This window comes from Streptomyces bauhiniae (assembly GCF_004784475.1).
In the GTDB taxonomy this organism is placed as follows: Bacteria; Actinomycetota; Actinomycetes; order Streptomycetales; family Streptomycetaceae; genus Streptomyces; species Streptomyces seoulensis.
The window spans coordinates 300,110-326,415 of record NZ_SRRT01000003.1 but is presented as its reverse complement, the minus strand read 5'-3'; the positions used below and the strand labels follow the sequence as shown (position 1 = coordinate 326,415).

Below are 26,306 nucleotides of genomic sequence, written 5' to 3'. Positions count from 1 at the left end.
CGCTCACGTCGAGCCCCGGAACTCCGGCCCCTCCACGACGAGTCCGGCCACCATCGCCCCCGACATCCCCGCGTGCGGCAGCCCGCCGCCGGGATGGGACCAGCCACCGACCCGGTACAGGCCGGGCAGACGCGTGGAGTTGGCCGGGTGCAGGAAACCGCCGTCGGCCGCCGCCAGTGAGGGGGCCGGGACCGCGCCGTAACGGGCGCCGGTCTCGGCCGAGTTGTGGTCCGGGGTGCGGACCTCGTGCCAGAGCAGGCGGTCGCGCAGGGCGGGAATCGCCCTGGCGGCCGCGTCGAGCAGGACCTCCGCGTGCCGCGCGTCCGGCTCCAGCCCGGCGGGCAGGGTCGCCCACACCACCGCCGACTCGTGGGCGTCGTCCGGGCGCAGCGCCGGGTCGTCGGGACGCAGCACGGTGACCGTGGGGACGGGGAAGGGATCGCCGCCCGGGTTCGCCAGGAAGTCCAACTCGGCCTCCGCGTCCGGCGCGTGCACGACCGTGCGGTGCGCGGCCCCCTCCTCGCGGGCGCCCCTCAGCGCCAGCAGCAGGGCGAGCCGGGCGGCGCCGCTCTCGCCGGGGCGCACATCGCCGGGACCGTCCAGCGGGCGGTCCGTCAGGCGGCCCAGCAGCGCCGGGTCCACGTCGGCCACCACATGATCGGCGTCCGCCACCGTGCCGTCGGCCAGCTCGACGCCCGCCGCGCGGCCGTCCTTCACGGTGATCCCGGTGACCTCGGCGCCGAACACGAACTCCACCCGGCGCCGCACACAGCGCTCGTACACCGCGCGGGCCAGCTCGCGGATGCCGCCGCGTACGTACCAGGTGCCGAAGGCGTGCTCCAGGTACGGCAGGACGGCCGCGCTCGCCGGGGTGGTGCGCGGGTCGAGGCCGTGGGCCAGGGCGTGGCCGGTCAGCAGGGCTTTGAGGCGGTCGTCGCGCAGTTCCCAGTCGGCGACCTCGGCGAGGGTGGTGGCGCGGCGGGTGCGCAGCAGGCGCTTGTGCGGGACGGCCGGGTAGGGCTCGCGCTCCGCCAGCACCTGCCAGTTGGGCCACAGCGGCTCCTCCAGCAGGGGGCGCCGGGTACGGTCCCAGGCTTCGCGGGCCCGCACCAGGAAGTCGCCCCAGCGCTGCCCGACCCCGGCGCCCAGCGCCTCGTCCAGCGCGGAGACGACACCGGCGCGCGAGGCGTTGGGCACGGCGACGCCGGTGCCGTCCGCGAAGAGGTGGCGGGAGGAGGGGTCGACCTGGACCAGCTCGACCAGGTCCTCCAGCGGCTCCTTGCCGGTCTTCAGGAACAGGTCCCGCCAGACCGCGGGCAGCGGCAGCAGACCGGGGCCGGTGTCGAAGGCGAACCCGTCCCGCTCGAAGCGGCGCACCGCCCCGCCGTATGTGTCCGTCCGCTCGTACACCGTCACCCGGTGGCCCGCGACGGCCAGCCGGGCGGCCGCCGCCAGCGCGCCCATCCCGGCGCCGATCACCGCAATCCGTGCCATGACCGCGACTTTACCGACCACCACTGACAGCACTGGTTCTGGGCCCGAACGCGGGGGCTTGAGTACCCGTACCTAGACGCACAGATGAGTAGCCGCGCGGATGGGCCGGGGACCGGCCGGACGGGAGAGTGGAGACACGGCCAGGGGGCGCGGCCCGGCACCGCCGACACGGGGCGGCGGAACGGGCCCGCCCGCCGGCCGCTCCTTCCGCCGATCCGTCGGCGGAAGCGAGACACGGGGTCCGTGGCCGTACTGGTCACGGGGACCGCGGTGGGAACCGTACGGGGGAGTACGGGGGAGAGCGAGGGCGCCGGACCGGCAGCAATGCGGTCCGGCGCCCTTCGCGCGCCTCGGCTCAGCCCCCGCTGACCCGCCCCTGGAGCAGCCGGGACAGCGCGGAGTGCACGTCGTCCAGCGACCGCTCCGGCTGGAACGCCTTCCAGTCCAGCGCGGCCACCAGCACCATCCCGACCAGCGCGGCCGCGGTCAGCGGTACGTCGATCTCGTCGCTGAACTCCCCGGCCGCCACGCCCTCGCGCAGCACCCCCTCGACCACGGCCACGGCCTGCTGGCGGACCACCATCAGGGTCGACTGCCAGGCCCGGTTGGTGCGCCACAGCTCGGCCACGTAGAGCTGGGTGAAGGCCGGGTAGCGGTCGATGAAGACCAGGCCCGCCCGGACCATCGCGTCCAGCGCGTCCACCCCGCCGCCGCCCTCGCGGGCGGTGCGCTCGGCGGCCTCCCGCAACGAGGCGGTGAGCAGGCCCACGCCGTGCCGCAGCAGTTCCTCGAAGAGCACCGACTTGCTGGCGAAGTTGTAGTAGACGGTGCCCTTCGCCACCCCGGCGCGCTCGGCGATCTCGTCCACCGTGGTCGCGGAGAACCCCTGCTCGGCGATGAGGGTGACGGCCGCCTCGTAGAGCTTCTGCCGGGTGGCCTCGCGGCGCGTGCTGCCGGCGGGCCGGGCGCTGGTGCTTTCCATGGACCCGATTCTCACAGGTGCGCCGGACCGCCGGGCCGCCTCCGCCGCCCCCGCGCTCACAGGCTCAGCTCCGGGTGCAGCCGCTGGAGCGTCCACACCTGGCGGCGCCGGGCGGTGAGCGCGGTCAGCGCCAGGGCGCCCGCCGTGAACGCCGTCAGCACCACGCACGCCTCCCACACCGGGCCGAGCCCGCCGCCGGTGATCAGCCGGCGCAGCGCGGAGACCACGTAACTCATCGGCAGGAACGGGTGGATGGCGTTGAAGAAGCCCGGACTGGTCTGCACCGGGTACGTGCCGCCCGCCGAGGTGAGCTGGAGCATCAGCAGCGCCAGCACGAGGATGCGCCCCGCCGCGCCGAAGCGGGCGTTGAGCCACTGCACGATCGCCGTGAAGCACGCCGTGACCAGGAAGAGGAACAGGGTCGTCCCGGCCGCGCGGGCCATTTCGAGCCCGATGCCGAAGTGCAGTACGGACATCAGCGCGGCCGTCTGGAGCACCCCCACCGCCAGCACCGGCAGCCAGCCCGCCAGCGCGATCCGCCAGGACGGGGCACCGGCCGCGAGGGCACGCCGGTTGAGCGGCGGGATCAGCATGTAGGCGACCATCGCGCCGACCCAGAGCGACAGCGGGATGAAGTACGGGGCGAACCCGGTGCCGTAGTTGGGCGCGTGGTGCAGGTCGGCGGAGGAGAGCCGGACCGGGTCGGCCATCACGCCGGTGCGCTGGTCGCGGGCGCGCTCGTCGTAGTCGGGGATCTTCCCGGCGCCCTCGTGCAGGCCGTCCGCCAGCCGCTCGGAGCCGTCTTCCAGCTTGTACAGGCCGCTGTCCAGGGCCTTGGCGCCCGACTCGGCGGTGCCGATGCCCCGGTGCAGGGTGGCCGCGCCGGACTGGGCGCTGCCGAGGCCGGTGTGCAGCTTCTTCGCTCCGGCGGCGACGGCGTTGGCGCCCGAGTTCAGCTTGTCGATCCGGGCGACCGCGTCGGCGACGTCCTGGTGCAGGTGCGGGGCGCGTTCGGCGAGGGCGTCGGCCTGCCCGCGCAGGGTGGTCAGGTTCTTCCGCATGGTCGTCAGATCACCGCCCTGCGCGGCGACGACCTTGTTCAGATCGTCCGCCACGTCCGCCACGTCGTCCGCCGCCTTCTGGGCCTTCGCCAGGTCCGGGCAGGCCGGGTCGGGCACGGGGGGTGTCTCGCAGCGGGTCTTGTGCACCTGGTCCAGTACGGCGGCGGAGGCGTGCGCGGTCTTCGCGGCGCCGGGGGCGAGCCGGACCAGGGTGTCGAGGTTGTCCTGCACGATGCGGGCCGAGTCGGAGACCAGGCGGGCGGTGGCGCCGATGGTCTTCCCGTTCTTCTCCAGGAACGGCCCGGCCTTGGCGTACGCCCCGTCGACCTTGTCGGCCAGGGTCTGGGTGCCGGCCGCGACCTGCCGGGAGCCGTCCTCCAGGTCGCCCGCGCCCTTGTCGAGCCGGGTGAGGCCCTTGGCGAGCTTGCCGCTGCCGCTGTCGGCCTCCTTCAGGCCGTCCGCGAGCTTCCGGGCGCCCTTCTCCGCCTTGCCCAGGCCGTTCTTCAGCTTGTCGGCGCCCTCGGCGGCGGTCTCGGTCTTGTCGTGCAGGGTGGAGAAGTTGATGAAGATCCGGTCCAGGAAGGTCCGGGAGGTCTTGGTGGACGCGGCCGAACGGACCTCGGCGAACACGGTCCGGGAGATCTGGCCGACGATGTAGTTGTTCGCGTCGTTGGTGCGCACCTGGAGCGCGCCGGTCTCCGGGGAGTCACCCGAACTGGAGGCGACCCGGCGGCTGAAGTCGGCCGGGAGGGTCAGCGACAGGTAGTACGTGCCGTCCTCCGTGCCCCGGCGGGCCTCGGCCGCGTCGACCTCGTGCCACTCGAAGGTCCGCCGCTCGCGCAGCCCCTTGACGATGTCGGCACCGGCGTGGATCTTCTTCCCGCCCGCCGTCGCGCCCTGGTCCTCGTTGACGAGGGCCACGGGGACGCGGTCCAGGCGGCCGTACGGGTCCCAGAACGACCACAGGTAGAGGGCGCCGTAGAGCAGGGGCAGCACCAGCAGCGCCACCAGTGCGGCGCGGGGCAGCCGGCCCCGGCCGAACCGGCGCAGCTCAAGAGCGGCCAGCTTCGGTGAGCGCATCGGGGGCCTCCTCTCGGGGGGCGTCCTGGGTGTCTTCGGCCGGGTGGTCCTCGGCGGGTCCGGCCTCGGCGGGCTCCGTCGAGACGCTGACGCACCCGTCCGGGGCGGTGCGGCACACGGCCAGGACCGTCGTCCCCGCGTCGGCCAGGGAGCGCAACAGGTCCCACACCTCGGCGCGTTCACCCGCCGAGAGCTTCAGCTCCACGTCGTCCACGGCCAGCAGCCGGGGCCTGCCGATCAGCGCCAGCGCCACGGACAGCCGCAGCACCTCCAGCCGCTCCAGGTCCCGTACGGCCGTGCGCGAACCCTTCGGCAGCGCGTCCAGGTCGAGCCCGGCGGCGGCCAGGGCCGCGTCCGCGCGCAGCCTGGCCTCGTGCGTGCGCTGGGGACGCGGATGCAGCGCCTCGCGCAGCGAGTCGCCGAACCGGCGCTGCAGCAGGGCCCGTTCGCGCAGATGCTCGCCCACGGTCAGCGCGGGCTCCAGATCGGTCACCCCGGCGACATTGGCCACCGCGCTGAACCGGCGCACCGCCCCCATCCGCCGGGGGAGCGGAAGACCGCCGACGGCCGCCTCGCCCTCACTCGGCTTCATCCGCCCGGTGAGCGCCAGCAGCAGACACGTACGGCCGGAGCCGGACGGTCCCTCCACGGCGATCAGGGAACCCGGCCCGGCCTCCAAGCCGATGTCCCTGAAGGCCCACCCCCGTGGCCCCTTGAGCCCGAACCCCCCGGCCGTGACGTCCACGCCGTGCACAAGCCCCCGCCTCTCCCCGGAACTACTTTTGAACTGACTGGTCAGTTCAAAAGTATGCCCGAACAGACGTGCGCGACAAAGCCCGGATGCCCCACAGGTGTTCCCCGATGCCCCCGATTCCGGCCCCAGTTGGGGTGAAACAGCAGGTCGGAACGGATTGTCAGTGGCATACCGCACGATGTGGGCATACGGCATCCATGCCGTCACCGGACGACAGGAGGTTCGTCATGACCAGCTCGTCAGCGGCCACCGCCGCGAGCGACGTCCACCCCGTGCTCCGCCGGTCCACGGCACCACCCGCCGCCGTCGCCCTCCTCGGCCAGGCCCACACCGCGCTGGAGGAGGCCGCCACCCTGGAGACCCCGAACGAGCGGTACGCCCTGGCCCACCTCGCCGCCCTCCGCGCGGCCGCCGCCGTCCTCGCCGTCCGGGGACGCCCCGAGGCCACCGCGCGCCGCCGGGCCCGTATCCGCCCCGCCTGGGAGGTACTGCCCGAGCTGGCGCCGGAGCTGGCCGAGTGGAGCGCCCTGTTCGCCTCCGGCGCCGACCGCCGCGCCCGCGCCGAGGCCGGCATCCGGGGCGCGGCCGGCCCTCGCGACGCGGACGACCTGATACGCGACGCGGGCATGTTCCTGCGCCTGATCGAGCGGATGCTGGCCCTCCAGCCGGTGCTGCCCCGGACCAGCCCGGAGACCGTCTGACCCGGCGTTCTCGTCCAGTGGGCGAGACGCGGACCACCGCACCCGGCCGGGGTGACCGGGCGCGGCAGGCGAGGCCATAGGGTGGAGGCGCCTTACGTCTCCACTTGCCGCGCACCTCCCCGTGACCGGCCGGGGAGGCCCCCATCGCGCCGCCGGGCAACGGGCGGTGCCGTGCCGAGGAGCAACAGCCGTGCCGGACCCGACGCGCCCCCGCGCCTCTCTCCGTACCGCCGTGGTGTGGGACGTCCTCCAGGACGCCCTCGACCGCCGGGTCAAGGCCACGGGGCGGGACTCGCTGGACGTGCTCGACACCGGCGGCGGCAGCGGCAACTTCGCCGTGCCCGTCGCCCGGCTCGGCCACCGCGTCACCGTCGTCGACCCCAGCCCCAACGCCCTCTTCGCCCTGGAGCGCCGGGCCGCCGAGGCGGGCGTCGCCGAGCGGGTCCGGGGCGTCCAGGGCGACGCCCACGGCCTCTTCGACGTGGTCGAGCGCGGCGGCTACGACGCGGTCCTCTGCCACGGCGTGCTGGAGTACGTGGACGACCCCGCCGAGGGCGTCGGCAACGCGGTGGCCGCGCTGCGCCCCGAGGGCGTGCTCAGCCTCCTCGCGGCCGGCCTCGGCGGCGCCGTACTGGCCCGCGCCCTCGCCGGGCACTTCACCGAGGCCCGCCAGGCCCTCGCCGACCCGGACGGCCGCTGGGGCGAGGGCGACCCGGTGCCACACCGCTTCACCCCCGACCAGCTCACCGCCCTGGTCGAGGGCGCGGGCCTGCGGGTCGGCGCCGTGCACGGCGTACGCGTCTTCGCCGACCTGGTGCCCGGCGTCCTGGTGGACACCGAGCCGGGCGCGCTGGACGCCCTGCTGCGGCTGGAGGCGGCCGTGGCGGAGCTGCCCGCCTTCCACTCCGTGGCCACCCAGGTCCATGTGCTCGGCGAGACGGGCGGGACCGGAGCGCCCGGCGGGCCCGTCGGGGGCGCCGGAGACTGAACCCGCCCCGTGGGACACGGCGCTGATCAGGGGCGCGGCGGCAGATGGAGTACGCCACAAGCCCCCCGATCGAGGGGTTTGCGCCGTATGATCGAGGTACACCGACCGGCATGACGGGTCGGCCGCCGGGGAATGACAGCCTCAGCGGGCCGGGACGTCCTGACGCACCGGTTGGCCAGATGGCGCAGAGGGGCGGGTTTCACGGGGGCGATTCCCTGCCTATCCTGAAAGGACCCCCCAGAGTCGCCCCGGCGACTGCACGATGAGGAGGACTCCGTGCCGCTCTCGGAGCACGAGCAGCGCATGCTCGAGCAGATGGAGCGAGCGCTGTACGCCGAAGATCCCAAGTTCGCGTCGGCGCTCGAGGGAAACGGGCTGCGGACCTACACCCGGCGCCGGGTCTATCAGGCGGTCGCGGGATTCCTCGTCGGTATCGCGCTCCTCATGGCCGGTATGGTCGCCCAGTTGATCTGGATCAGTGTCGTCGGCTTCCTCGTGATGCTCGGCTGTGCCGTGCTCGCCGTCACCGGATGGCGCAAGGCACCCAAGCCGGGTGAAACCCCCAAGGGCCACACCAGACGCCGCCCGGTCCGGCGGAAACGTACCGTCATGGAACGTATCGAGGACCGCTGGCAGCGCCGCCGGGACGAACAGGGCCACTGAGCCGCCCGCGGACTTCCAAGGTTTCGCACGAGGGGGTGACCACCGGACCCGGTGGTCACCCCCTCAGTCGTGTCACGCCTCAGTCGTGTCACGCCTCAGCCGTGCCGCGCGGCCGCTACGCCTCCCCGCGCACCGGCCGCAGCGCCGCCGCCCGTGCCCGGAGGGATGCCCACCGGTCCTGGGCCGACCACAGCACCCGCCGGGCCGAGCGCGGGGCGAACAGGGCCCGCAGCCGGGTGCCCCGGCCCACTGGGGCCGCCAGCCCGGCGATTACCCGGCGCACGTCCTTGGCGAGGTCCGGCGCAGGGTGCGGCTCAGGGGCGTACAGCACCTGCTCCAGGGCGGACGCCACCCGGTGCACCGCGGCCCCCGCCTCCCCGTCCAGTTGACCCAGCCGCACGATGCGGGCCGCCGAGCCGCGCGGGGTCAGCGAGTCGTCCGGTATCACCCCGTGGTCCCAGGCGCTGTCGGTCAGCTCCCGCCAGGCCGCCAGCGTCCGCCCGGCCGGGTCGGGGGAGTGCCCGTCCAGCCGTGTGGCCCGTACCCGCGTCCGCCACAGCATCGGGGACAGCGGGAGCACCACCAGCGCCAGCGCGCCCAGCACGATCAGCGCGGCCCACAGCCCGCCCGACGGACCCCCGCCCCCGCCCGGCGCCGCCACCGCCGCCGAGGGGTCGGCACACGCCCCCGATCGGTCCTGCGCGGCGCAGCTCTCACCCTGCGTCGCCGCCGCCGAAGGCTCCCTGGAGGCCCCGCGCGAGGGCAGCTCCTGGTCCGGGCGGGCGCTGCTCGGGGTGTCCTGCTGGGTGTACGCCGGGGTCGTGCCCCGCGTGGGCGTCGGCTCGAACCGGGTCCAGCCCACGCCCTGGAAATACAGCTCCGGCCAGGCGTGCGCGTCCTTCAGGCTCACCGACACCGAGCCGTCGCCCTGCGGGGTGCCCGGCGCGAACCCCACCGCCACCCTGGCCGGAATGCCCAGCGTGCGGGCCATCGCCGCCATGGCGAAGGAGAAGTGGACGCAGAACCCCTCCTTCTTCTTCAGGAAGTTGGCGATCGCGTTCGCGCCCCGGCCCACCTGCACCTCGGTGTCGTACCGGAAACCGCCGTCCACCGAGAACCAGTCCTGGAGCCGTACCGCCTCCTCGTAGTGGTTGCGCGCACCGGAGGTGACCTCCTCGGCGGTCCGCGCCACCACGTCCGGCAGCCGGGACGGCACCCGCGTGTACTCCCGCTCCAGCGCGGCCGGCGGCTTCGGGGCGTCGGCGAGCTGCTTCGCGGTCGGCCGCAGGTCCAGGCTGGTGACCTGGTAGGTCTCGCCGCGCGTGGTCTGGCCGTGGTCGCCGACCAGGGTCATGCCGACCGGCTCGTACCGCCAGTTGCCGTCGATCCGGACCCCGCTCGGCGGATACGGCATCGGCAGCCAGTCCTGGGCGTACCAGTCCGCCGCCGTGATCACCGTGCGCAGCGTGGTCCGCCGGACGTCGTCGCTCAGGCCCGCCGGGGCCGGGAAGACGCCGGGCACCGCGGCGATCCGGCGCTGGGACGGCTTCCAGTCGGTGCCGTCGAAGTCGTCCAGGGACACTATCCGCACGTACATGTCCGGCACCTCGCCGGAGCTGGGCCGCAGCGAGAGCACCTGACGGTCGTCGTCCACGTTCAGACTGTCCCGCAGCGACACCAGCGGGTTCACCGCCGAGATCGTGCCGCCCCGGCCGTTGCCCGCGCCGACGCCCGAACCGGCCTGGCCCAGCAGCCCGCCGTGCAGCGTCGGCAGGGCCAGCGGCACCACCAGGGCCACGCCCAGCGCCACCGCGCCGACCCGGCGGCCGGTGCGCGCCGGCGCCGTCACCCCGCCCGCCGGGGCACCCGCGCGCGGGGTGCCGCCGAAGACCCGGCCCCACTGGGCGAGCCGCTCCCGGCCCTCCGCGAGCAGCAGCATCAGATAACCGGCCGCCGCCACCAGGAACCACAGCCAGTCCGCCGCCCCGTCCGACAGCCCGGCCGCCACCGAGTACAGCGCCAGCAGCGGCAGCCCCGCCGGAGCCGCCCGCCGGAAGGACACCGCGAGGGTGTCCACCAGCAGATGCACCAGCAGCACCCCGCCGACCAGCAGCAGCCGGATGCCGTCGGTGAGCGGCGCCGGGATCGCGTAGTGGCTCACGTCGTCCGCGCCCTGCCCGAACAGCGCCCCGAACTTCAGGAACGCGTCCGGCCCCGGCAGCAGTCCGCCCAGCGCCTCGGGCCGCGCGAAGACCAGCGTCAGCAGCACGAGCGTCACCAGCAGTTGCGCCAGCAGTGTCAGCGACCGGGACAGCGGAATCCGCCGGGCCGCGATGCCCACCCCCGTCTGCACGGCCACCAGCAGCGCCGACAGCAGCAGCCAGGTGGGGCCGTCGACCAGCGGCAGCAGGGCCGAGGACGCCATCAGCGTCGCCGCCGCCGCGCACAGCGCCAGTCGTGCCCGCCCGCTCATCCCCGTGCCTTCCCGCTCAGCGCGGCCGGACCCGGCCGCTCCCGGTCCGCCTGCCGCCACAGCTCCTCCAGCGAGGCCCCGCGCGGCACGCCCAGCGCCGTCCAGCCGCCCTCACGCAGCACCCGCAGCCGCTGGGGCAGCGGGGCGTTCGGCCCGGGCACCGCCGTCGGCTCGCGCGTCCAGTCGTCCGGGTCCAGCACGAAGGCGACCGCGCCGCCGCGCCTGCGCATCCGGGCCACCGAGGCCGCCTGTCCGCCGTCCAGGTCGCCGAGGAAGGCGACCAGCAGCCCGTCGTGCCCGTCCCGCAGCACGTCGTACGCGCCCGCCAGGTCGGCGCCGTCGGAGTGGTCGATCACCGCGAGGGTGTCCATCATCAGCGCGGCCGCCGCCGCCCGTTCGTGCCCCGAGCCGCCCTCGCCGGACACCGTCACCCCGAAGTCCGTCAGCAGCCGCACCGAGAACCCCCGCTCCAGCAGATGCGTCACCACCGAGGCGGCCCCCGACACCGCCCACTCGAAGGCCGAGCCGGGGCCGGCGCCCTCGTAGGCCACCGCGCGGGTGTCCAGCAGCACCGTGCAGCGCGAGCGGCGGGGCTGCTCCTCGCGGCGCACCATCAGCTCGCCGTGCCTGGCGGTGGAGCGCCAGTGCACCCGGCGCAGGTCGTCACCGTGCCGGTAGCCGCGCGGGATCAGGTCGTCCTCGCCGGCCAGCGCCAGCGAACGCTGCCGTCCGTCGCCGTGCCCGAGCGCCTCCCCGCCGAACCGGACCGGCGGCAGCGGCTCCACGCGGGGCAGCACCGTGAGCGTGTCGTACGCCGAGAAGGAGCGGGTCAGCTCGCACATCCCGAACGGGTCGCTCAGCCGCACCTGGAGCGGGCCGAGCCGGTATCTGCCGCGCAGGTCCGAGCGCACCCGGTAGGACACCTCGCGGTGCCCGCCCGGCTCCACCCGGTCCAGCACGAAACGCGGCCGGGGCCCCAGCACGTACGGCACCCGGTCCTGGAGCATCAGCAGGCCGGTGGGCAGCCGGGAGACGTTGTCCACCCTGAGCCGGACCCGCGCCTCCCCGGTCGCGGGCACCCGCGTGGGGGCCAGGCCGCGCTCGGCGGTCACCCGGTGCCGGGTGCGGTGCAGGACGGCCGCGCAGAGCAGCGGCAGCACCGCCAGCAGCAGCCCCACCCGCAGCAGGTCGTCCTGGCCCAGCACATACGCGCAGATCGCGGCCGCGATCCCGGCGGCCAGGAAGGAACGCCCGCGCGTGGTGAGCCCCGACAGCGTCGCCCGCACCCCGCCCCGCCCCCCGGCGGACATCACAGACCCCTGGGAGGCCGCAGCGGCCGCGGGGGATGGGCCGGCGAGGCGTCCAGGCCGTCGTAGCCGCTCTGCCGGCCGGTGGTGGGCACGGCCGTGTGCTGGATGATCTCCCGCACCACGTCCTCGGCCGTCCGCCCGTTGAGCTGGGCCTCCGAGGTGGGCAGCAGCCGGTGGGCCAGCACGGGCGGGGCGAGCGCCTGGAGGTCGTCCGGCAGCGCGTACTCCCGGCCCTCCAGGGCGGCGGACGCCTTCGCCGCGCGCAGCAGATGCAGCGTCGCGCGCGGGGAGGCGCCGAGTCTGAGGTCGGGGTGGACACGGGTGGCGGCGACCAGTTCCACCGCGTACCGCCGCACGGCCTCCGAGACGTGCACCGCGCGCACCGCCTCGATCAGTTTCACGATCTCGTGCGCGTGCGCCACCGGCTCCAGGTCCTCCAGCGGGGAGGCACCGCCGTGCACGTCCAGCATCCGCAGCTCGGCCTCGACGCTGGGGTAGCCCACCGAGACGCGGGCCATGAAGCGGTCGCGCTGGGCCTCGGGCAGCGGGTAGGTGCCCTCCATCTCGACCGGGTTCTGCGTCGCCACCACCATGAAGGGGCTCGGCAGTTCGTAGCTGTGGCCGTCGATGGTGACCTGGCGCTCCTCCATCGACTCCAGCAGCGCCGACTGGGTCTTGGGGGAGGCGCGGTTGATCTCGTCGCCGATCACGATCTGGGCGAAGATCGCCCCCGGCTTGAACTCGAAGTCACCGCCCCGCTGGTCCCAGATGGAGACCCCGGTGATGTCCGAGGGCAGCAGGTCGGGGGTGAACTGGATGCGCCGCACCGAGCAGTCGATGGACCGCGCCAGCGCCTTGGCCAGCATGGTCTTGCCCACGCCGGGGACGTCCTCGATCAGCAGATGCCCCTCGGCGAGCAGCACGGTCAGCGCGAGCCGGACGACCTCGGGCTTGCCCTCGATCACGTCCTCCACCGAAGCGCGGACACGCTCGGCGGTGGCGGTCAGCTCCCGCCCCGCGCCCGACTCCGTCCGAGCGGGGACGCCCCCCTGGCTCGCCCGATCGTCATAGGTCGTCACCCGGCCCTCCTCGGCCCGTCATCACCCAGGGCCTGTGCACGCGAGCGCGACCGGCCCACCCCGGAACTGCGACGCCGCGCGGACCAGGCCGCGCGCCGTCACACCCCGCATTCTTGCCGCCGTTACGGATTCGTGTCACCGCCTGTGGACAACTGCCCCCGTGATGCCGGGCTTGCGGCCCTTTCACCCCCCGCCCCGAGGGCGGTAGGAGGGCCGCCGGGGCGTCAGGCCGACTTCTCGGCGCCGCCGTCGGCCGGGTCGATCTCCCGGAGCAGACCGGTGCGCACGTCGAAGACGAAGCCGCGCACGTCGTCGGTGTGCAGCAGGAACGGGGAGGTCCGCACCCGCTGCATCGACTGCCGTACGTCCTGGTCCACGTCCCGGAACGCCTCCACCGCCCACGCCGGGCGCTGGCCGACCTCCATCTCCAGGTCGTGCCGGAACTCCTCGGTGAGGGACTCCAGACCGCACCCGGTGTGGTGGATCAGGACCACGCTGCGGGTGCCCAGCGCGCGCTGACTGATGGTCAGCGAGCGGATCACGTCGTCGGTGACCACGCCGCCCGCGTTGCGGATGGTGTGACAGTCGCCCAGCTCCAGGCCGAGCGCGGCGTGCAGGTCGAGGCGGGCGTCCATGCAGGCGACGACGGCGACCTGGAGCACCGGACGCGCGTCCATGCCGGGGTCGGTGAACTCGCTCGCATACGTCTGGTTGGCGCCGACCAGGCGGTCCGTCACGCTGTTGCCACCCGTTATGGCGTTGTCGGACCCGGTCGGAACTGCTGCGGAAGTCGTCATGCTCCCGACGTTACTGGTCACCGGTGCCCCTGGCCTGCTGTGGACGGCCACAAAGAACCCCGTCGTGGCTTGTTGTGAGCTAACCCACACGGAGCGCGAACCTCCGCCGGACGGGTGAATCCCGGCGAATCGCGGGGCCCTCCCGGAAGCCGTACGCGACGCGCAGGCCGGTTGATTGACCGCGACACAGGGTGGACTAAAGTGACGCGAAGCGGGAGGCGCGGCTCTTCCCGCTGGTGAAACCCCCGGAGATCCCGGCATCCGCCCGGACCGTCTCCCCGCGTGCGCGGCGCGTACGTGCGGCTCGGCCTCCTCCCGCTCCCGGCCGGCCGACGCTTCCGGCGCCGGCGGGCCTCCCCTTCACGGAGCGGGCGGGGACCCGGCGGTGCGTACCGCCCGCCGGAATGAGAGGCCCCCTTGACCGAGAGTCGACACGTCCCGGTGATGCTCCAGCGCTGCCTGGACCTGCTGGCGCCCGCCCTGGAGCGGCCGGGAGCGGTGGTCGTCGACTGCACCCTCGGCCTCGGCGGCCACAGCGAGGCCCTGCTGGCCCGCTTCCCCGAGGCCCGGCTGATCGGCCTCGACCGGGACAAGGAAGCCCTCCGCCTCTCCGGTGAACGCCTCGCCCCCTACGGCGACCGCGCCACCCTCGTGCACGCCGTCTACGACGAACTCCCCGAGGTCCTCGACCGCCTGGGCATCCCGTCCGTCCAGGGCGTCCTCTTCGACCTCGGCGTCTCCTCCATGCAGCTCGACGAGGCCGACCGGGGCTTCGCCTACGCCCAGGACGCCCCGCTCGACATGCGCATGGACCAGACGACCGGCATCGGCGCCGCCGAGGTCCTCAACACCTACCCGGCCGGTGAACTGGTGCGCATCCTGCGCGCGTACGGCGAGGAGAAGCAGGCCAAGCGGATCGTCTCGGCCATCGTCCGCGAGCGCGAGAAGGAGCCGTTCACCAACAGCGCCCGTCTGGTCGAACTGATCCGGGACGCCCTGCCGCAGGCCGCCAAGCGCACCGGCGGCAACCCGGCCAAGCGCACCTTCCAGGCCCTGCGCATCGAGGTCAACGGCGAACTCTCCGTACTGGAGCGGGCCGTGCCGGCCGCGGTGAAGGCGCTCGCGGTGGGCGGGCGGATCGCCGTGCTGTCGTACCAGTCGCTGGAGGACCGGCTGGTCAAGCAGGTCTTCGCGGCCGGCGCCGCCAACACCGCGCCCCCCGGACTGCCCGTGGTGCCCGAGCGCTACCAGCCCCGTCTCAAGCTCCTCACGCGCGGTGCCGAACTGCCCACCGAGGAGGAGATCGCCGAGAACCGCCGGGCCGCCCCGGCCAGGTTCCGGGGTGTCGAGCGCATCAGGGAGGACGCCGAGTGAACGGACGGGGCCGGCCGGGTGCCACGACCCGCCGGGAGGGACAGTGAGCAGCAAGCCCGCGCCTCGGGGGAGGGCGGCCCGGCTCGCCCGGCTCATCCCCGCGGGCCGCGCCCGCGCGGCCCGCACCCCCTTCGTCCTCCTCGTCGTCCTGCTCCTCGGCGGCGGGCTGCTCGGCCTGCTGGTGCTCAACTCGGCGCTCAGCGAAGGGTCGTTCGAGCTGGACGACATACAGCGCAAGACCAAGAGCCTCACCGACGAGGAACAGGCCCTCCAGCGGGACATCGACGCCTACTCCGCGCCGGACGCCCTCCAGCGCCGCGCCCGCGAACTCGGCATGGTTCCCGGCGGCGACCCCGCCTTCCTGAATCCCGACGGCAGCGTCAAGGGCGTCCCCAGCGCGGCCCCCCGTTCCGCCGTCCTCACCGGCCCCCGCGCCCCCGAGGCGCTGACCGCCGCCCCGAGCACCGCCCCGGCGACACCGAGCGCGCCGCCCGCCGGCACACCCGCCAGCACCCCGGCGACCCCCGCCGCCACGACTCCCGCGCCGGGCGGCGCCCTCCGGTCCGCCCCCACCACCCCGACCCCCGGCAGGTGACGGAAGTGTCCGACAGGGAAACGCCGCGCCGCCGTGTGCCCGGACCCGCGAGGCCGCCCCGCCCCCGGAGCGCGGCCCCCCGCCGCCCCGGCCCCGGAGCCCGCCCCGCCCGCCGCCCCTCCGGCGGACGCCGGCCCCCGGCCAAGCCCGCCCTGCGGCTGGGCAGCCCCCGGCCCCGGCTGCGTCTGGTCGGCCTCGCCCTCGCCCTGGTCCTGACCGCCTTCACCGTGCGCCTCCTCCAGGTGCAGGCCGTCGACGCCAGCACCTACAGCGCCAAGGCCGAGCAGAACCGCTATGTGGCGCACACCCTGACCGCCGAGCGCGGCGGCATCACCGACCGCAACGGCGTCGCCCTCGCCGTCAGCGAGGACGCCTACGACATCACCGCCGACCCGAAGATGTTCAACAGCGAGCAGCTCAAGATCTCCGACGGTCCCGAGCAGGCCGCCGCGCTGCTCGCCCCGATCCTCGGCCAGGACCAGGAAGCGCTCGTCAAGAAGCTCCGCCCGGCCAACAAGCAGTCCCGCTACGCCCGGCTGGCCTCCCGGCAGACCCCGCAGGTCTGGAAGCAGATCAAGGACCTCAAGGCCGCCTTCGTCAAGAAGGGCACCCCCAATGTGCTCGCCGGGGTCTTCGCCGACCCCAGCAGCCAGCGGGTGTACCCCAACAAGGAGCTGGCCGCCGGGATACTGGGCTGGGTCAACAGCGAGGGCCGGGGCGGCGGCGGCATCGAGCAGCAGCTCGACAAGCAGCTCTCCGGCAAGGACGGCAAGATCCGCTACGCCCAGTCCGGCGGCCGGGAGGTGCCCACCGCGGGCTCCACCGAGACGCCCGCCGTGCCCGGCAGCGACGTCGAGCTGACCATCGACCGCGACATCCAGTGGGCCGCGCAGAACGCGATCTCCGAGCAGGTGAAGAAGTCCAAGGCCGACCGCGGCTACGTCGTCGTCCAGGACACCGCCACCGGCCAGATCCTCGCCATGGCCAACTCGCCCGGCTTCGACCCCAACGACCTCTCCAAGGCTGACTCCGCCGCCATGGGCAACCCCGCCCTGCAGGACGCGTACGAGCCCGGCTCCACCGCCAAGGTGATGTCCATGGCGGCCGTGCTGGAGGAGAACGCGGCCACCCCGCTCACCCATGTCGTCGTACCCAACCGGCTGCACCGGGGCGACCGGCTCTTCCAGGACGACGTCGACCACGCCACCTGGTACCTCACCCTGAACGGGGTGCTCGCCAAGTCCAGCAACATCGGCACCATCCTCGCCACCGGCCAGCTCGGCAAGACCCAGCGGGCCGCCAACGACACGCTCTACTCGTACCTGCGCCAGTTCGGCATCGGCCGCTACACGGGGCTCGGTTTCCCCGGCGAGACACCGGGCATCCTCGCGCCCTCGGCCAAGTGGTCCACCTCGCAGCAGTACACGATCCCTTTCGGCCAGGGCTTCTCCATCAACGCCATGCAGGCCGCCTCCGTCTACTCCACGATCGCCAACGGCGGAGTCCGCGTCGCACCCACCCTGGTGCGCGGCACCAAGGGCGCCGACGGCCGCTTCGCCCCCGCGCCCAAGCCCAAGAAGACCCGTGTGGTCAGCGAGAAGACCGCGAAGACCGTGGCCCAGATGCTGGAGTCGGTCGTCGACGACGAGCAGGGCACCGGCGTCAAGGCCCGCATCCCCGGCTACCGGGTCGCGGGCAAGACCGGCACCGCCAACCGCGTCGATCCGGCCACCGGGAGGTACCACGGCTACACCTCGTCCTTCGCCGGATTCGCCCCCGCCGACAAGCCCCGCGTCACCGTCTACTGCGCCATCCAGAACGCCACCTCCGGCAGCTACTTCGGCGGCCAGATCTGCGGTCCGGTCTACAAGCAGGTGATGGAGTTCGCGCTGAAGACCCTGCAGGTGCCGCCGACCGGAGCCAAGGCCGCCGCCCTGCCCGTCTCCTACCAGCCCTGACCCGCCCCCACCGGAACCAGGCACCGACCACCAGGAACGAGCCCGTGACAACGATCACCCCCGACGACGGGAACCGAGGGACCCACCGCACCGAGCGCGAGCCCCGTTTTAGCTCCGGAGCGGGTACTCCCGGTACGCTCACCGCCGTGCCACACGCCGATCAGTCCCAAACCACTCAGAAAGGCGCTTCCGTGACAAATCCGGGACCGCCGCGACCGGTTCAGGTCTCCGCCATCTCCCTCGCGGAACTGGCCGGTCAACTGGGTACCGCCGCGCCCGCCGAGACCGCCGCGTCCACCGGGGTCACCGGCATCACCCACGACTCGCGGGCCGTCCGCCCCGGTGACATCTACGCCGCCCTGTCCGGCGCCCGGCTGCACGGCGCCGACTTCGCCACCCAGGCGGCCGGCCTCGGCGCCGTCGCCGTCCTCACCGACCCGGCGGGCGCCGACCGCGCCGCCGCCACCGGCCTGCCGGTCCTGGTCGTCGAGGACCCGCGCGCGGAGATGGGCGAGCTGGCCGCCACCATCTACGGCCACCCCGGCCGGGACATGCTCCAGATCGGCATCACCGGCACCTCCGGCAAGACCACCACCGCCTACCTGGTCGAGGGCGGCCTGCGGGCGGCCGGCCGGGCCACCGGTCTGGTCGGCACCGTCGAGACCCGCATCGGCGACGAGCGGATCAAGTCCGAGCGCACCACCCCCGAAGCCACCGACCTCCAGGCCCTGTTCGCCGTGATGCGCGAACGCGGCACCGACGCCGTCGCCATGGAGGTCTCCAGCCACGCCCTGGTCCTCGGCCGCGTCGACGGCTGTGTCTTCGACATCGCGGTCTTCAACAACCTCAGCCCGGAGCACATGGAGTTCCACTCCGGCATGGAGGACTACTTCCAGGCCAAGGCGAGCCTGTTCACCCCTGGGCGCAGCCGGCTCGGCGTGGTCAACGCCGACGACGAGTACGGCCGCAGGCTCGTCACCGAGGCCGGCGTGCCCGTCGTCACCTTCTCCGCCGAGGGCCACCCGGACGCCGACTGGCGCGCCGAGGACGTCCAGACCGGCCCGATGGACTCGACGTTCACCGCGCTCGGCCCGAACGGCGAGCGGGTGCACGCCCGTTCGCCGCTGCCCGGCCCGTTCAATGTGGCCAACACCCTCGCCGCCGTGGCCGCCCTGGCCGCCGCCGGGATCGACCCGCAGACCGCCGCCGACGGCATCGCCGCCGTGCCCGGCGTCCCCGGCCGGCTGGAGCGCGTCGACGCCGGACAGCCCTACCTCGCCGTCGTCGACTACGCCCACAAGACCGACGCGGTCGAGTCGGTGCTCAAGGCGCTGCGCAAGGTCACCAAGGGCCGCGTGCACCTCGTGCTCGGCTGCGGCGGCGACCGCGACCGCACCAAGCGCGGCCCGATGGGCGCGGCCGCGGCCCGGTACGCCGACACGGCCGTACTGACCTCCGACAACCCCCGCTCCGAGGACCCGCTGGCGATCCTGGCGACCATGCTCGAAGGCGCCGCCTCCGTCCCCGCTCACGAGCGGGGCGAGGTGCTGCTGTTCGAGGAGCGGGCCGCCGCCATCGCCGCCGCCGTGGGCCGCGCCGCCGCCGGTGACACGGTGCTGGTCGCGGGCAAGGGCCACGAGCAGGGCCAGGACATCGCCGGCGTGATCCGTCCCTTCGACGACCGCCAGGTGCTCCGCGAAGCTATCCAGAACACCCAGGGATGAACTTGTGATCGCCCTCTCCCTCGCCGAGATCGCAGCAGTCACCGGCGGGCAGACGCACGACATACCGGATACGTCCGTCCAGGTCACCGGCCCGGTCGTCCGGGACTCCCGCGAGGTGGTGCCCGGCGCCCTCTTCGTCGCGTTCAGCGGTGAGCGGGTCGACGGCCACGACTTCGCCGCGTCGGTCGTTGAGGCGGGCGCGGTCGCCGTACTGGCGACGCGGCCCGTCGGCGTGCCCGCGGTCGTGGTGGACGACGTGCAGACCGCCCTCGGCGCCCTCGCCCGCCACGTGGTGGAGCGCCTCGGCGCGACCCTCGTCGCGCTGACCGGCTCGGCCGGCAAGACCAGCACCAAGGACCTCATCGCCCAGGTACTGGGCGGCAAGGCGCCGACCGTGTTCACGCCCGGCTCGCTCAACAACGAGATCGGGCTGCCGCTGACCGCCCTGTCCGCCACCGAGGAGACGAAGTTCCTCGTGCTGGAGATGGGCGCCCGCGGCATCGGGCACATCCGTTACCTCGCCGAACTCACCCCGCCCAAGGTCGGGTTGGTGCTCAACGTGGGCAGCGCCCACATCGGCGAGTTCGGCGGCCGCGAGCAGATCGCCCAGGCCAAGGGCGAGTTGGTGGAGAGCCTGCCCCCGGCGGCGGACGGCGGCGCGGCGATCCTCAACGCCGACGACCCGCTGGTGCGCGCCATGGCCTCCCGTACCAAGGCGAAGGTGGTCCTTTTCGGAGAGTCGGCCGAAGCGGACGTACGCGCCGAGAACGTACGACTCACGGACAGCGGACAGCCCTCCTTCAGGCTTCACACACCCTCCGGTGCAAGCGATGTGACCATGCGCCTGTACGGTGAGCATCACGTGTCGAACGCGCTCGCCGCGGCCGCCGTCGCCCATGAGCTGGGCATGTCCGCAACCGAGATCGCGACCGCGCTCTCCGGGGCGGGCACCCTCTCCCGCTGGCGCATGGAGGTCACCGAGCGCCCGGACGGCGTGACCATCGTCAACGACGCCTACAACGCCAACCCCGAGTCCGTGCGGGCCGCCCTCAGGGCGCTCGTGGCCATGGGCAAGGGGCGCCGCACGTGGGCGGTGCTCGGCAAGATGGCCGAGCTGGGGGACGAGGCTCTCGCCGAGCACGACGCGGTCGGACGGCTCGCCGTCCGGCTCAACGTCAGCAAGCTCGTCGCGGTCGGTGGCATCGAAGCCTCCTGGCTGCAACTGGGCGCATACAACGAGGGTTCGTGGGGTGAGGAGTCGGTGCACGTGTCCGACGCACAGGCGGCGATCGACCTTTTGCGCAAGCAGTTGCGTCCGGGGGACGTCGTGCTGGTGAAGGCGTCCCGGTCGGTGGGTCTGGAGAGGGTCGCGCAGACGCTCGCCGAGGCCGGTACCGAGGGTGAGGTCGCCGCCCGATGATGAACCAGGTCCTGTTCTCGGGCGTCATCGGTCTCTTCCTGACGCTGATCGGCACCCCGCTGCTGATCAAGCTCCTCGCCCGCAAGGGTTACGGCCAGTACATCCGCGACGACGGCCCGCGCGAGCACGCCAGCAAGCGCGGTACGCCGACGATGGGCGGTATCGCCTTCATCCTGGCCACGATCGCCGCGTACTTCCTCAGCAAGGTGATCACCGGCAAGCCGCCGACCTACTCCGGCCTGCTGGTGCTCGGCCTGATGTTCGGCATGGGCCTGGTCGGCTTCCTCGACGACTACATCAAGATCGTCAAGCGGCGCTCGCTCGGTCTGCGGGCCAAGGCGAAGATGGCCGGCCAGCTCATAGTCGGCATCGGGTTCGCCGTGCTCGCCCTGCAGTTCCCCGACAACCGGGGCAACACGCCGGCCTCCACCAAGCTGTCGTTCATCACCGACTTCGGCTGGACCATCGGCCCGGTGCTGTTCGTGGTCTGGGCGCTGTTCATGATCCTCGCCATGTCCAACGGCGTGAACCTCACCGACGGTCTGGACGGCCTGGCCACCGGCGCCTCCGTCCTCGTCTTCGGCGCCTACACGTTCATCGGCGTCTGGCAGTTCCAGGAGTCCTGCGCCAACGCCATGACCCTGACCAACCCGGCCGCCTGCTACGAGGTGCGCGACCCGCTGGACCTCGCGGTGGTCGCCTCCGCCCTGATGGGCGCCTGCCTGGGCTTCCTGTGGTGGAACACCTCCCCGGCGAAGATCTTCATGGGCGACACCGGCTCGCTCGCCCTCGGCGGTGTCCTCACCGGCCTGGCCATCCTCTCCCGCACGGAGCTGCTGGTGGCCATCATGGGCGGCCTGTTCGTCCTCATCACCATGTCGGTCGTCATCCAGGTCGGCTCCTTCCGGCTCACCGGCAAGCGCGTCTTCCGGATGGCACCGCTCCAGCACCACTTCGAACTCAAGGGCTGGTCCGAGGTCCTTGTCGTGGTCCGCTTCTGGATCATCCAGGGCATCTGCGTCATCGTCGGACTGGGCCTCTTCTACGCGGGATGGGCAGCGGACAAGTGACCTCCTCGGTGCCTTCGGGGCCCAGCGAATTCCAGGGCAAGCACGTCACCGTCGCCGGGCTCGGCGTCTCCGGCCTGCCGGCCGCGAAGGCGCTGCACGCGCGCGGGGCGATCGTCACGGCCGTCAACGACGGCGACGACGCCCGCGCCCGCGAGCAGGCGGCGGAACTGGAGGCGCTCGGCATCACCGTCCGCCTCGGCGACGGCGCGACTCTCCCCGAGGGCACCGAGCTGATCGTCACCGCCCCCGGCTGGCAGCCCGGCAAGCCGCTGTTCCGCGCCGCAGAAGAGGCGGGCGTCCCCGTCTGGGGCGACGTCGAGCTGGCCTGGCGCCTGCGCGGCCCCGACGCGGCCCCCTGGCTCGCCGTCACCGGCACCAACGGCAAGACCACGACCGTGCAGATGCTCGCCTCCATCCTCAAGGCGGCGGGCCTGCGCACGGCCGCGGTCGGCAACATCGGCGTCTCCCTGCTGGACGCCGTACTCGGCGACGAGCAGTACGACGTGCTCGCCGTCGAGCTGTCCAGCTACCAGCTCCACTGGGCGCCCTCCCTGCGCGCCCACTCCGGCGCGGTCCTCAACCTCGCCCCGGACCACCTCGACTGGCACGGCTCCATGGACGCCTACGCCGCCGACAAGGGCCGTATCTACGAGGGCAACAAGGTCGCCTGCGTCTACAACGTGGCCGACCCGCGCACCGAGGACCTGGTCCGCGAGGCCGACGTCGAAGAGGGCTGCCGGGCCGTCGGGTTCACGCTCCAGGCGCCCGCCGTCTCCCAACTCGGCGTGGTGGACGGCATTCTGGTCGACCGCGCCTTCGTGGAGAACCGGCAGAAGAACGCCCAGGAGCTGGCCGAGGTCTCCGACGTGGACCCGCCCGCCCCGCACAACATCGCCAACGCCCTTGCCGCGGCGGCCCTCGCGCGCTCCTACGGGGTCCCCGCGCAGGCGGTGCGCGACGGACTGCGCGCCTTCAAGCCCGACGCCCACCGCATCGCGCACGTCGCCGATGTCGACGGCGTGGCCTACGTGGACGACTCCAAGGCCACCAACACCCATGCCGCAGAAGCCTCGTTGGCCGCCTACGAGCCGATCGTCTGGATCGCGGGCGGACTCGCCAAGGGCGCCGAGTTCGACGAGCTGGTGGCCAACTCCGCGAAGCGGCTGCGGGGGGTCGTCCTCATCGGCGCCGACCGCGCGCTGATCCGCGAGGCCCTGGCGCGACACGCCCCGGAAGTACCCGTCGTGGACCTCGACCGGACCGACACTGGGGCGATGCTCCAGGCGGTGACGGAGGCGAAGCGGCTGGCCCAGCAGGGCGACACGGTCCTGCTGGCCCCGGCCTGCGCCTCCATGGACATGTTCACCAACTACAACCAGCGCGGCGACGCGTTCGCGGCCGCGGTCCGCGAACTCGGCGCCTGACCCCGGCCGCCCGTGCCGGGCGGACCTTGGGAGGGACGCGTGGGACGGTCGACGTTCAGCGGAGGCCAGGATGCCCAGTAGCCGTACCGGACGGCCGCCCGTACAGCGGGCGGCCCGTCCCGCACCCCCGAGGATCGCGGGCGACAACCCGCTGCGCCGGCTGCGCGACCGCGCCCGCAAGGCGTGGGACCGGCCGCTGACCGCCTACTACCTGATCCTGGGCGGCAGCATGCTGATCACCGTCCTGGGCCTGGTGATGGTCTACTCGGCCTCCCAGATCACCGCGCTGCAGCTCTCGCTGCCCGGCTCCTTCTTCTTCCGCAAGCAGTTCCTCGCCGCGCTCATCGGCGGCGCGCTGCTGTTCGCCGCCTCCCGGATGCCGGTCAAGCTGCACCGGGCGCTGGCCTACCCGATCCTGGCCGCCGCCGTGTTCTCCATGGCCCTGGTGCAGGTGCCGGGGATAGGGATGTCGGTCAACGGCAACCGGAACTGGATCTCGCTCGGCGGCTCCTTCCAGATCCAGCCCAGCGAGTTCGGCAAGCTCGCCCTGGTGCTGTGGGGCGCCGACCTGATCGCCCGCAAGCAGGAGAAGCGGCTGCTGACCCAGTGGAAGCACATGCTGGTCCCGCTGGTCCCGGTCGCCTTCCTGCTGCTCGGACTGATCATGCTCGGCGGTGACATGGGCACCGCGATCATCCTCACCGCGATCCTCTTCGGCCTGCTCTGGCTGGCCGGCGCCCCGACCCGGCTCTTCGCCGGGGTGCTGTCGGTGGCGGGGCTGATCGGTGTGATCCTCATCAAGACCAGCCCCAACCGGATGGCCCGGCTCGCCTGCATCGGCGCCACCGAGCCCAAGGCGGGCGCCGCCGACTGCTGGCAGGCCGTGCACGGCATCTACGCCCTCGCCTCGGGCGGGATCTTCGGTTCCGGACTCGGCGCCAGCGTGGAGAAATGGGGCCAACTCCCCGAAGCCCACACGGACTTCATCTTCGCCGTCACAGGTGAGGAACTGGGTCTCGCGGGCACGCTGTCGGTACTGGCCCTGTTCGCGGCTCTAGGCTATGCGGGTATCCGCGTGGCCGGACGCACGGAGGACCCCTTCGTGAGGTACGCCGCGGGAGGCGTGACGACGTGGCTCATCGCCCAGGCGGTGATCAACATCGGTGCGGTGCTCGGCCTGCTGCCGATCGCCGGCGTCCCGCTCCCGCTGTTCTCCTACGGAGGGTCCGCCCTGCTGCCGACCATGTTCGCCGTCGGGCTGCTGATCGCGTTCGCGCGTGACGAGCCCGGTGCGCGGGCGGCACTTGCGATGCGGCAACCCCGCTTTGGTAGAAAGCGGTCGGGGGGCTCCCGTGCCGAGCGGGTGCCACGGAGATGGAACACGATGCGACGGCGTGCCTCGGCGGCGCGTCCGTCCGGAGAGCGGTGAATTTCGGTGCATGTCGTACTCGCCGGCGGGGGTACCGCGGGCCACATCGAGCCCGCGCTCGCCCTCGCGGACGCCCTGCGCAGGCAGGACCCCACCGTGGGGATCACGGCCCTGGGCACGGAGCGCGGTCTGGAGACCCGGCTCGTCCCGGAGCGCGGCTACGAGCTGGCGCTGATCCCGGCGGTCCCGCTGCCGCGCAAGCCCACCCCTGAGCTGATCACCGTGCCGGGCCGGCTGCGCGGCACGATCAAGGCCGCCGAGCAGATCCTGGAGCGCACCAAGGCGGACGCGGTGGTCGGCTTCGGCGGCTACGTCGCGCTGCCCGGCTACCTGGCCGCCAAGCGCCTGGGCGTGCCGATCGTGATCCACGAGGCCAACGCCCGCCCCGGCCTGGCCAACAAGATCGGCTCCCGCTACGCGGCCCGGGTCGCGGTCTCCACGCCCGACAGCAAGCTGCGTGACGCCCGCTACATCGGCATCCCGCTGCGCCGCTCCATCGCCACCCTGGACCGTGCCGCCGCGCGCCCCGAGGCCCGCGCCCGCTTCGGCCTGGACCCCAACCTGCCCACGCTGCTCGTCTCCGGCGGCTCCCAGGGCGCCCGGCACCTCAACGAGGTCGTCCAGCGGGTCGCGCCCTGGCTGCAGCAGGCCGGCATCCAGATCCTGCACGCGGTCGGCCCGAAGAACGAACTGCCGCAGGTGCAGCAGATGCCGGGGATGCCCCCGTACGTCCCGGTAAGTTATCTGGACCGGATGGACCTCGCGTACGCCGCGGCCGACATGATGCTCTGCCGCGCGGGCGCGATGACCGTCGCCGAACTCACCGCCGTCGGACTCCCGGCCGCCTACGTCCCGCTGCCCATCGGCAACGGCGAACAGCGGCTGAACGCCCAGCCGGTGGTCAAGGCGGGCGGCGGACTCCTCGTGGACGACGCGGAACTGACGCCGGAGTGGGTGCAGCAGAACGTGCTCCCCGTCCTCGCCGACCCGCACCGCCTGTACGAGATGTCCCGCGCCGCCGGTGAGTTCGGCCGCCGGGACGCCGACGACCTGCTCGTCGGCATGGTGTACGAGGCCATCGCCGCCGGCCGTTAGGCACGGCACGACGAAGGGACAGCGAGCGTGGCCGGTTCGACCACCGCGGAGCGCGGTGAACGCCAGCAGGAGTCGGCCGGCCCGCCGCTCGTCCGCCGATTCAGGCGCCCCCGTCTTCGTATGATCATCGTTTTGGCCGTCGCCCTGGTCCTGTTGGGCGCCGGCACGGTCTGGCTGCTCTACGGCTCCGAGTGGCTCCGCGTACGGCACGTCTCGGTCTCCGGCACCGAGGTGCTCACCCCCGCCGAGGTCCGCGACGCGGCCGCCGTACCGGTCGGCGCCCCGCTGGCCTCCATCGGCACGGACGCCGTCGAGGCCCGGCTGCGGGGGAAGTTGCGCCGTATCGACACCGTCGAGGTGTCCCGGTCCTGGCCGGACGGCATCACCCTGAAGGTCACCGAGCGCACCCCGGTGCTGCTGGCCCGCGAGAACGGCAAGTTCACCGAGATCGATCACGAAGGCGTACGTTTCGCGGTCGTGGGGAAGGCGCCGAAGGGTGTACCGATGCTCGAACTCGCCGCTTCTCGCAAGGGATCGGGTGCCGCCAGCCTGCGCCGCTTCGGCACCGGACGTCTCGTGCGCGAGGCGGTCCGGGTGGCCGGCAGTCTCCCGCCCGCCGTCGCCCGCGACACCGGGACGGTCAAGGTGGGCTCGTTCGACGCCATCACCCTGGAGTTGGGCCGCGGACGCACCGTGGAGTGGGGGAGCGGGGAGCAGGGCCGCGCCAAGGCACGGGCCCTCACAGCTCTCATGAAAGCAGCTCCGAAGGCCCGGCACTTCGATGTGAGCGTGCCCACCGCCCCCGCGTCAGCGGGGAGTTGACGCACATCAGCGC

At 73.3% G+C, this 26,306-nt stretch carries 21 protein-coding genes; 13 read left to right on the top strand and 8 right to left on the bottom strand.

Annotated elements, in window-relative coordinates:
- Positions 1-3 precede the first annotated feature (3 nt).
- The 4 genes from E5083_RS11525 to E5083_RS11510 form a co-directional block, all read right to left on the bottom strand.
- Positions 4-1,494, bottom strand: a complete 1,491-nt coding sequence (locus tag E5083_RS11525) for a phytoene desaturase family protein (RefSeq protein ID WP_208754029.1) — start codon at positions 1,492-1,494, stop codon at positions 4-6.
- Positions 1,495-1,849: 355 nt separating this feature from the next.
- A complete protein-coding gene (locus E5083_RS11520; protein WP_030810186.1) occupies positions 1,850-2,476 on the bottom strand; it encodes a TetR/AcrR family transcriptional regulator in 627 nt (208 codons plus the stop codon).
- A 56-nt stretch (positions 2,477-2,532) separates the two neighbouring features.
- Complete coding sequence (locus E5083_RS11515; RefSeq protein ID WP_135785546.1) at positions 2,533-4,617, bottom strand: YhgE/Pip family protein; 2,085 nt, start codon at positions 4,615-4,617, stop codon at positions 2,533-2,535.
- Positions 4,589-5,371, bottom strand: coding sequence for an ATP-binding cassette domain-containing protein (locus tag E5083_RS11510; RefSeq protein ID WP_244317477.1), 783 nt, complete (start codon positions 5,369-5,371; stop codon positions 4,589-4,591). The genes E5083_RS11515 and E5083_RS11510 overlap by 29 nt, the downstream gene beginning before the upstream one ends.
- Before the next feature lie 197 nt (positions 5,372-5,568).
- On the opposite strand from E5083_RS11510, the gene E5083_RS11505 reads away from it, so the two are divergent.
- From E5083_RS11505 to E5083_RS11495, 3 genes are all read left to right on the top strand, one after another.
- Positions 5,569-6,072 carry an SAV_6107 family HEPN domain-containing protein gene (locus E5083_RS11505; RefSeq protein ID WP_135785544.1) on the top strand — a complete coding sequence of 168 codons (504 nt, stop codon included), beginning with the start codon at positions 5,569-5,571 and terminating at the stop codon, positions 6,070-6,072.
- Positions 6,073-6,262: 190 nt separating this feature from the next.
- On the top strand, positions 6,263-7,060 hold the full coding sequence (locus E5083_RS11500; RefSeq protein WP_135785543.1) for a methyltransferase: 798 nt from the start codon (positions 6,263-6,265) through the stop codon (positions 7,058-7,060).
- Between the two features lie 276 nt (positions 7,061-7,336).
- A complete protein-coding gene (locus E5083_RS11495) occupies positions 7,337-7,723 on the top strand; it encodes a DUF3040 domain-containing protein (RefSeq protein ID WP_031179948.1) in 387 nt (128 codons plus the stop codon).
- A 115-nt stretch (positions 7,724-7,838) separates the two neighbouring features.
- On the opposite strand, the gene E5083_RS11490 is transcribed toward E5083_RS11495, so the two are convergent.
- The 4 genes from E5083_RS11490 to E5083_RS11475 form a co-directional block, all read right to left on the bottom strand.
- Positions 7,839-10,196: a transglutaminase TgpA family protein gene (locus E5083_RS11490; RefSeq protein ID WP_135785542.1), complete on the bottom strand. Its 2,358-nt coding sequence runs from the start codon at positions 10,194-10,196 to the stop codon at positions 7,839-7,841.
- Positions 10,193-11,506 carry a DUF58 domain-containing protein gene (locus E5083_RS11485; RefSeq protein WP_135785541.1) on the bottom strand — a complete coding sequence of 438 codons (1,314 nt, stop codon included), beginning with the start codon at positions 11,504-11,506 and terminating at the stop codon, positions 10,193-10,195. Before E5083_RS11485 ends, E5083_RS11490 begins: the two co-directional genes overlap by 4 nt.
- Complete coding sequence (locus E5083_RS11480; RefSeq protein WP_208754028.1) at positions 11,506-12,585, bottom strand: AAA family ATPase; 1,080 nt, start codon at positions 12,583-12,585, stop codon at positions 11,506-11,508. Before E5083_RS11480 ends, E5083_RS11485 begins: the two co-directional genes overlap by 1 nt.
- 224 nt (positions 12,586-12,809) lie before the next feature.
- On the bottom strand, positions 12,810-13,382 hold the full coding sequence (locus E5083_RS11475) for a beta-class carbonic anhydrase (RefSeq protein ID WP_135785540.1): 573 nt from the start codon (positions 13,380-13,382) through the stop codon (positions 12,810-12,812).
- 417 nt (positions 13,383-13,799) lie between these two features.
- Between E5083_RS11475 and rsmH the strand changes: the two genes are divergently transcribed.
- From rsmH to E5083_RS11425, 10 genes are all read left to right on the top strand, one after another.
- On the top strand, positions 13,800-14,756 hold the full coding sequence (gene rsmH / locus E5083_RS11470) for a 16S rRNA (cytosine(1402)-N(4))-methyltransferase RsmH (protein ID WP_135785539.1): 957 nt from the start codon (positions 13,800-13,802) through the stop codon (positions 14,754-14,756).
- 43 nt (positions 14,757-14,799) lie between these two features.
- A complete protein-coding gene (gene ftsL / locus E5083_RS11465) occupies positions 14,800-15,351 on the top strand; it encodes a cell division protein FtsL (RefSeq protein ID WP_135785538.1) in 552 nt (183 codons plus the stop codon).
- Between the two features lie 5 nt (positions 15,352-15,356).
- A complete protein-coding gene (locus E5083_RS11460; RefSeq protein ID WP_279632458.1) occupies positions 15,357-17,309 on the top strand; it encodes a peptidoglycan D,D-transpeptidase FtsI family protein in 1,953 nt (650 codons plus the stop codon).
- Between the two features lie 44 nt (positions 17,310-17,353).
- Positions 17,354-19,033 carry a UDP-N-acetylmuramoyl-L-alanyl-D-glutamate--2,6-diaminopimelate ligase gene (locus tag E5083_RS11455; RefSeq protein WP_167513518.1) on the top strand — a complete coding sequence of 560 codons (1,680 nt, stop codon included), beginning with the start codon at positions 17,354-17,356 and terminating at the stop codon, positions 19,031-19,033.
- Between the two features lie 4 nt (positions 19,034-19,037).
- Positions 19,038-20,453 carry a UDP-N-acetylmuramoyl-tripeptide--D-alanyl-D-alanine ligase gene (locus E5083_RS11450; protein ID WP_135785535.1) on the top strand — a complete coding sequence of 472 codons (1,416 nt, stop codon included), beginning with the start codon at positions 19,038-19,040 and terminating at the stop codon, positions 20,451-20,453.
- Complete coding sequence (gene mraY / locus E5083_RS11445) at positions 20,450-21,523, top strand: phospho-N-acetylmuramoyl-pentapeptide-transferase (RefSeq protein WP_030810142.1); 1,074 nt, start codon at positions 20,450-20,452, stop codon at positions 21,521-21,523. Before E5083_RS11450 ends, mraY begins: the two co-directional genes overlap by 4 nt.
- A complete protein-coding gene (gene murD / locus E5083_RS11440) occupies positions 21,505-22,947 on the top strand; it encodes a UDP-N-acetylmuramoyl-L-alanine--D-glutamate ligase (protein WP_208754027.1) in 1,443 nt (480 codons plus the stop codon). Before mraY ends, murD begins: the two co-directional genes overlap by 19 nt.
- A 70-nt stretch (positions 22,948-23,017) precedes the next feature.
- Entirely contained in the window at positions 23,018-24,376 is a 1,359-nt protein-coding gene (gene ftsW / locus E5083_RS11435; protein ID WP_135785534.1) for a putative lipid II flippase FtsW, read from the top strand.
- A gap of 6 nt (positions 24,377-24,382) precedes the next feature.
- Positions 24,383-25,471 carry an undecaprenyldiphospho-muramoylpentapeptide beta-N-acetylglucosaminyltransferase gene (murG, locus tag E5083_RS11430; RefSeq protein ID WP_135785533.1) on the top strand — a complete coding sequence of 363 codons (1,089 nt, stop codon included), beginning with the start codon at positions 24,383-24,385 and terminating at the stop codon, positions 25,469-25,471.
- Positions 25,472-25,498: 27 nt separating this feature from the next.
- A complete protein-coding gene (locus E5083_RS11425) occupies positions 25,499-26,293 on the top strand; it encodes a cell division protein FtsQ/DivIB (protein ID WP_135785532.1) in 795 nt (264 codons plus the stop codon).
- The last annotated feature ends 13 nt before the right edge of the window (positions 26,294-26,306 follow it).

Bases quoted from the DNA above. Each gene is read 5' to 3' on its own strand.
- E5083_RS11485 (WP_135785541.1), bottom strand. From the start codon at position 11,506: ATGTCCGCCGGGGGGCGGGGCGGGGTGCGGGCGACGCTGTCGGGGCTC.
- mraY (WP_030810142.1), top strand. From the start codon at position 20,450: ATGATGAACCAGGTCCTGTTCTCGGGCGTCATCGGTCTCTTCCTGACG.
- E5083_RS11490 (WP_135785542.1), bottom strand. From the start codon at position 10,196: ATGAGCGGGCGGGCACGACTGGCGCTGTGCGCGGCGGCGGCGACGCTG.
- murD (WP_208754027.1), top strand. From the start codon at position 21,505: ATGGGCAGCGGACAAGTGACCTCCTCGGTGCCTTCGGGGCCCAGCGAA.
- E5083_RS11515 (WP_135785546.1), bottom strand. From the start codon at position 4,617: ATGCGCTCACCGAAGCTGGCCGCTCTTGAGCTGCGCCGGTTCGGCCGG.
- ftsW (WP_135785534.1), top strand. From the start codon at position 23,018: ATGCCCAGTAGCCGTACCGGACGGCCGCCCGTACAGCGGGCGGCCCGT.
- E5083_RS11520 (WP_030810186.1), bottom strand. From the start codon at position 2,476: ATGGAAAGCACCAGCGCCCGGCCCGCCGGCAGCACGCGCCGCGAGGCC.
- E5083_RS11525 (WP_208754029.1), bottom strand. From the start codon at position 1,494: ATGGCACGGATTGCGGTGATCGGCGCCGGGATGGGCGCGCTGGCGGCG.
- E5083_RS11475 (WP_135785540.1), bottom strand. From the start codon at position 13,382: ATGACGACTTCCGCAGCAGTTCCGACCGGGTCCGACAACGCCATAACG.
- E5083_RS11505 (WP_135785544.1), top strand. From the start codon at position 5,569: ATGCCGTCACCGGACGACAGGAGGTTCGTCATGACCAGCTCGTCAGCG.